The sequence below is a fragment of the Flavobacterium sp. genome (assembly GCF_003525665.1).
Lineage (GTDB): Bacteria > Bacteroidota > Bacteroidia > Flavobacteriales > Flavobacteriaceae > Flavobacterium.
On sequence record NZ_DQDX01000109.1, the window covers coordinates 1 to 6119 of the forward strand.

Annotated in this window: 7 protein-coding genes; 2 read left to right on the forward strand and 5 right to left on the reverse strand. The window is 33.7% G+C overall.

From position 1 onward, the window contains the following. Positions 1–444: 444 nt before the first annotated feature. On the forward strand, positions 445–1464 hold the full coding sequence (pheS, locus tag DIU01_RS07920) for a phenylalanine--tRNA ligase subunit alpha (protein WP_290833241.1): 1020 nt from the start codon (positions 445–447) through the stop codon (positions 1462–1464). Between the two features lie 84 nt (positions 1465–1548). Next, entirely contained in the window at positions 1549–1956 is a 408-nt protein-coding gene (locus DIU01_RS07925; protein WP_035127592.1) for a hypothetical protein, read from the forward strand. On the opposite strand, the gene DIU01_RS07930 is transcribed toward DIU01_RS07925, so the two are convergent. The 5 genes from DIU01_RS07930 to DIU01_RS07950 all read right to left on the reverse strand — a co-directional run. Further along, complete coding sequence (locus DIU01_RS07930; RefSeq protein WP_290833244.1) at positions 1957–2613, reverse strand: DUF4844 domain-containing protein; 657 nt, start codon at positions 2611–2613, stop codon at positions 1957–1959. Between the two features lie 5 nt (positions 2614–2618). After that, positions 2619–2843, reverse strand: coding sequence for a hypothetical protein (locus DIU01_RS07935; protein ID WP_290833246.1), 225 nt, complete (start codon positions 2841–2843; stop codon positions 2619–2621). A gap of 1 nt (position 2844) precedes the next feature. Continuing rightward, positions 2845–3840 carry an NAD(P)H-dependent glycerol-3-phosphate dehydrogenase gene (locus tag DIU01_RS07940; RefSeq protein WP_290833248.1) on the reverse strand — a complete coding sequence of 332 codons (996 nt, stop codon included), beginning with the start codon at positions 3838–3840 and terminating at the stop codon, positions 2845–2847. A 438-nt stretch (positions 3841–4278) separates the two neighbouring features. Continuing rightward, on the reverse strand, positions 4279–5445 hold the full coding sequence (locus DIU01_RS07945) for an iron-containing alcohol dehydrogenase (RefSeq protein ID WP_290833250.1): 1167 nt from the start codon (positions 5443–5445) through the stop codon (positions 4279–4281). Positions 5446–5449: 4 nt separating this feature from the next. Then, positions 5450–6119, reverse strand: a 670-nt coding sequence (locus tag DIU01_RS07950) for a type 1 glutamine amidotransferase domain-containing protein (protein ID WP_290833253.1), incomplete at its 5' end; no start/stop codon positions are given.

The window sequence follows — 6119 nt, forward strand, 5'->3', positions numbered from 1 at the left end:
AAAAAAAAAAAAAAATCTTTATTTTTTAATAAAAAATAATTTAAAAAAAAATATTTTCCTTTGCAGACTTTTTCTCTGATTCTAATTTAGTTAAAATCATTTATTTCAAAGGGTCAAATGAACATAATGTTGAAACAAACATTGACAATATTGAAGTACAAATTAGAAATACATCTGTTAAATCAAATTTTAATTTTGAAATTATCATTCTTGTTAATGATTTAAAATTCACTCTTAACAAAGATTTTGATTGGAATTTTACGGAAATGAAATTACTTTTCGAATATATAAGATTCCATAAAAATATTTTATTCACTGAAAAAGAAAAAGATTTGCTCTCTAGAATAGATAATTATATTGAAAAAGTGCCATTTTAAAAAACTTCAAACTCGCAACCCGCAACTCGCAACTTTTCCTTAAATTTGCACCTTCAAAGACAGACCGATGATAGATAAGATTAAAGAACACATAGAAGAAGCTAAGGCATTCAATACTATAGATAAAGAGGCGTTAGAAACGTTTCGTATAAAATATTTAGGGAGCAAAGGATTGTTGAAAGAACTTTTTGCCGAGTTCAAGAATGTACCTAACGACCAAAAGAAAGACTTCGGACAAGTAATCAATACCTTGAAATCTGTTGCTGAAGAACGCGTAAAAACCATTCAAGACGAGCTAGAAAGCAAGGAAGAAGTTAAAGGTATTTATGGCGATTTATCTCGTCCAGGCGAGCCTTTGGTTATTGGTTCTCGTCATCCTATTTCATTGGTTAAAAATCAAATTATTGATATCTTTTCAACCATAGGATTCAACGTTTCTGAAGGCCCAGAAATTGAAGACGATTGGCATAATTTCACCGCGTTAAACTTGCCAGAATATCATCCGGCACGTGACATGCAAGACACGTTTTTCATCCAAACCAATCCAGATGTTTTGTTGCGTACGCACACATCATCAGTGCAAGTGCGTTATATGGAAAACAACAAACCGCCTATTCGTACGATTTCTCCGGGAAGAGTTTTCCGCAACGAAGCGGTTTCATCACGTTCACACTGTATTTTCCATCAAGTGGAAGGTTTGTATATTGACAAAGACGTTTCATTTGCCGATTTAAAACAAACTCTTCTATATTTCACTAAAGAAATGTTCGGAAAATCTAAAATCCGTTTGCGACCAAGTTACTTTCCGTTTACAGAACCAAGCGCCGAAATTGATATTTATTGGGGTTTAAAAACCGAAACCGATTACAGAATTACCAAAGGAACAGGTTGGTTAGAAATTGGAGGTTGCGGAATGGTAGATCCAAATGTTCTAAAGAACTGTGGCATCAATCCAGATGAATTCTCAGGTTTCGCCTTCGGAATGGGAGTTGAACGTATCGCAATGTTATTACACCAAATCGGCGACATTAGAATGTTTTTCGAAAATGACGTTCGTTTCCTTGAGCAATTTAAATCAAGTATATAATGATTTGAGAATTAAGATTAACGATTTTTGATTTTAGAAGTAAATCTAGAAATCAAAAATCGTTAATCAAAAATCAACAATCCCATGAAATCAGACATCACCATACCAGAAGTAGAAAACGTATTCCTTGCAGCCGTTCAAGAATGGAGCGACGACTTCATGGAGAAAGTTTGGTACGTGTATTTAGTAAACGATTCTGACTACGATTTAGACAGCGTAATGGTAGTTTCTAAAGCATTTGGAACTATAGATGGAGAAATGAAAAAAACGTCGCTCTTGCGTCACGCATTCATTAAAGTTCCAGCCGTTTCCGTAGTAAAAGTAGAAATGATAGAAAATAGTGTACTTCGTTTAAACAACGAATTCATGGTCACGTATTTCATAGGAAGTACTTTATATGACAAAAAATTCATTTTCCGCGCTCAAACCATCACACCAGATTACGTTGAAGAAGTGCCAATTTTGTTTGTTGATGGAGTTATTGTGAGGTAATTATTTTCTGAAATATTGAATTTGTTTCAATCTAATTTCAGCTTGTTCTCTGCTAAAATCTTCTTTATTTAATTCTTCAATTAGCTCGTAATTTTCATAACGAAAATTCTTAACTTTTGGGCCTTTTTCAATCAAATTAAATTCACCACAAGATTTACATTTTATAATGTTATAACAAGAATCAGGAATATCGTCTTGTTTCTCAAGAATTATTGTGTTGAGTTCTGTTTTGCATTTTGTACATTGTTGGGATAATGTTTCTATGACTTTTTCAGAACTTTTGAAGAGTGAAGTAAACTTTATCAATTCATTCAATAAAGAACCGTAAAGCCAAGAGTTTAGTTCATTATTAAATTTTACATTAACTATTTTTGACAATTCTTCAAAATAATCACATATAAATTCTCTCTCTTCTGTGTCATATATTTTTTTGTCAAATTTTAATAAATAGTTTTTTAAAATTGACTTAATTACTTTAGGATTAAATTCTTTCTGAACTTCAATTATTAGTGATTTTGCACAATCATTGAAAATTGAATTCATTGTGTTACATAAATTATCATCACTTGGATTCAGTCCTCTTTTCAACCATTCAGAGTCAGAAAATTTATTTTTAGTGATGAAAAAATTTAGCTTTTCTACTAATTCGCCACCCATATTACCTATTGCTTATCAATTTTCTCTCTTTTAACCTTTTCTTTCCAGCTAAAATATCCTAAAACGAAGATGCCTATCACAATATAAGAAACGGCTCTTACATAGAAATTATTGTCAGATAGTTGTTGCGAAATAGTTTTTTCTTTAAGCTCAAATAAGGTCATGAAAACAACCATAAAAACACCCCAAAAGCCACCCATTTTTAATTGATATTTCCAACGTTCGCTCATTTTAATCTAATTTATCGGTTAGTTTTTTAAACGTGCTTTTAGCATCTTTGCCTTCGTACAAAATTTCGTAAACCGCATCAATAATTGGCGTTTTAGCTTTGTATTCTTGGTTTAATTTATAGGCACTTTTTACAGCATAATAACCTTCGGCAACCATTGACATTTCCATCATCGCCGATTTTACGGTGTAACCTTTTCCAATCATGTTGCCAAACATTCTATTTCTTGAGAATACCGAATATCCTGTAACTAATAAATCGCCCAAATAAGCCGAATTATTAATGTTACGTTTCATTTTGTGTACTTTTCTAATGAATTTTTTCATCTCACGAATGGCATTACTCATAATCACCGATTGAAAGTTATCGCCATAACCTAAACCATGAGCAATTCCGGCAGCAATGGCATAAATGTTTTTAAGCATTGCAGCATATTCTGTACCAATAATGTCGTCTGTGATTTTGGTTTTAATGTAATTTCCAGCTAAGATTTTAGCAACAATTTTAGCTTTGGTTGCATCGCCGCACGCAATGGTTAAGTACGAAAGTCGTTCAAGAGCTACTTCTTCTGCATGACATGGACCAGTAATTACACCAATATTTTCGTATGGAATATCATATTTTTTATGAAAATGTTCACCAACAATCAAGAACGTTTCTGGAACAATTCCTTTTATGGCAGAAAATATAACTTTGTCTTTTAAATCGACTGTTAATTTCTCTAATTCGGTGCTTAAAAAAGCAGAAGGAATGGCGAAAATAAGATAATCGGCATATTCAACGGCTTCGTTAATATCGGCTGTTAGCCTAAGTTTATTAGTATCAAACTCAACCGAGCTTAAATAATTAGGGTTGTGTTTGTGTGTTTTTATATGATCAATTGCCGATTGGTTGCGCATGTACCACGCAATTTCGTCTAGGTTTACGCAAAGCATTTTTGCAATTGCTGTTGCCCAACTTCCGCCACCAATTACTGCAAATTTTGGATTTGTATTCATTACTATATCGTTTGAAAAATCAAAAATACTCTTTTTTTACGGTATTGGCAAACCATTACTGACTAGTTTAGCCCTGAGTGCAATGAAAAGCATTGTGAAGTAAAAGGCTATTTTTTCTTATCTTAAAAAAGCGACCAACGGATCCCGAAACTTCGGGACTTTTTAAGATCTAGAAAAAAAGATTTTTGCAAGCAATCTTGTAATGGAAAGCAGGATTAGCTTCTAAAAACTATTGAAATTTAACTTATATTTATGATTTTCAGCACAATAACACCACAACATCGCCGTTATTATTGATATGATTTCTGTTAGGTTGTTATCATATAAGTTTTGTTAGTTAAAATTTTGTTTTGGGTTTTGAAAAAAGGCGTTCAGGAAATAAATCTTGAACGCCTTTTGGTTTTTGGAATTTGGAATTTGTGTTTTGATTTTTTCAAATCAGTAACTCATCTCAACTATTTCTCTAACTTTTTCTGAAGTAATATTTTGCTTTTCGCCAAGACCTTTCCAACCTCTTTCTGTAAAACGATTTACAATAAAATCAGCCGTGTCTTTATAATCTTCGGTGTTTTCTGAAAGTTTGGTTTTCATTCCCATCGTGTGGAAAAACTCGACCGTTTTTTCAATAGCTTTTTCCGCTTTTTCCTCCACAGAATTTCCTGTGATGTTGAAAACGCGTTCGCCGTATTGTGCCAATTTATCTTTTTTGGTTTCAAACATTACGCGGTACAAACTTGGAGCAATAATTGCCAAAGTTCTTGCGTGATCTATTTCGTATAAAGCGGTTAATTCGTGGCCAATCATGTGTGTTGCCCAATCACTCGGAACTCCTTTTTGAATTAATCCGTTTAACGCCATGGTTGCGCACCACATATAGTTGGAAGCCAATTTGTAATCGGATGGATTTTCAACAACGTTTGGACCAATTTCTACTAACGTTTGCAAAATACTTTCTGCAAAACGATCTTGTAAAAGTGCGTCGTGTGGATAAGTTAAATATTGTTCCATGACGTGCGTATAAGCGTCAACTACACCATTCTGAATTTGACGTTTTGGTAATGAAGTAATCACTGTTGGATCGCAAATAGAGAATTTCGGAAACAAAGCACTTCCGCCAAGCGTTAGTTTTTCTTGAGTTGCCTCGATGGTTACTACTGCGCCAGAATTCATCTCTGAACCTGTTGCTGGTAAAGTTAAAACGGTTCCAAAAGGAATCACTTTTGACAAATCGGTGAATAAAATTCTCTTCTTCAGAATGTCAACCGCATCGCCTTCATAATTAACCGCTGCCGAAATAAATTTTACTCCATCAATTACGCTTCCGCCACCAACTGCAAGAATGAATGTGATGTTTTCTTGTTTGATAATTTCAACGGCTTTCATCAAAGTTTCAAATCTCGGATTTGGTTCAATTCCGCCAAATTCTATGATTTCAAAATCTTTTAAAGCCGAGGTAACTGCTTCGTGAACACCATTTTTAAAGATGCTTCCGCCGCCATAAGCCAACAAAACTTTAGCATTTGCAGGAACAAGTTTCGATAATTTTTCGGTTTGTCCTTTTCCAAAAATGTAGTTGGTAGGATTGTATAATTCGAAATTTAACATTGTATTATTTTAATTGATTTAATAATTTTTGCGCTACAAGTCGTGACGATGCCGGATTTTGTCCTGTAATTAACAAACCATCTTCTACAGCATAAGGTTGCCAATCTCCAACTTTAGAATAAGTTGCGCCATTTTCTTGCAATACATCTTCAAGCAAAAACGGAACTACTTTTGTTAATCCAACAGCTTCTTCTTCAGTGTTAGAAAAACCAGTTACTTTTTTTCCTTTTACTAAAAATTCGCCGTTAACTTTTACATCTTTTAAAACCGCTGGTGCGTGACATACGAATCCAACTGGTTTGTTGTTGGTATAAAATGCTTCAATTAAAGCAATAGAGTTTTTATCTGTAGCTAAATCCCATAATGGTCCGTGTCCACCAGGATAAAAAACAGCGTCGTAATCGGCCTGATTTACATCGGCTAATTTTATTGTGTTCTTTAATTTTTCTTGTAATTCGGTATCTTTATCAAAACGTTTTGTGTCTTCTGTTGCAGCCGATGGATCTTCACTTTTTGGATCAATTGGAGGTTGTCCGCCAAGTGGAGTTGCAATTGTGATTTCTATTCCTTGATCTAATAATTCGTAATAAGGTGCAGCTAATTCTTCTGTCCAAAATCCTGTTTTTTCGCCTGTATTTCCTAATTTGTCGTGAGATGTAACCACGAATAATACA

What these genes read in the sequence shown, in the direction of transcription:
- pheS (WP_290833241.1), top strand. Translation starts at nt 445, where the DNA reads ATGATAGATAAGATTAAAGAACACATAGAAGAAGCTAAGGCATTCAAT.
- DIU01_RS07925 (WP_035127592.1), top strand. Translation starts at nt 1,549, where the DNA reads ATGAAATCAGACATCACCATACCAGAAGTAGAAAACGTATTCCTTGCA.
- DIU01_RS07930 (WP_290833244.1), bottom strand. Translation starts at nt 2,613, where the DNA reads ATGGGTGGCGAATTAGTAGAAAAGCTAAATTTTTTCATCACTAAAAAT.
- DIU01_RS07935 (WP_290833246.1), bottom strand. Translation starts at nt 2,843, where the DNA reads ATGAGCGAACGTTGGAAATATCAATTAAAAATGGGTGGCTTTTGGGGT.
- DIU01_RS07940 (WP_290833248.1), bottom strand. Translation starts at nt 3,840, where the DNA reads ATGAATACAAATCCAAAATTTGCAGTAATTGGTGGCGGAAGTTGGGCA.
- DIU01_RS07945 (WP_290833250.1), bottom strand. Translation starts at nt 5,445, where the DNA reads ATGTTAAATTTCGAATTATACAATCCTACCAACTACATTTTTGGAAAA.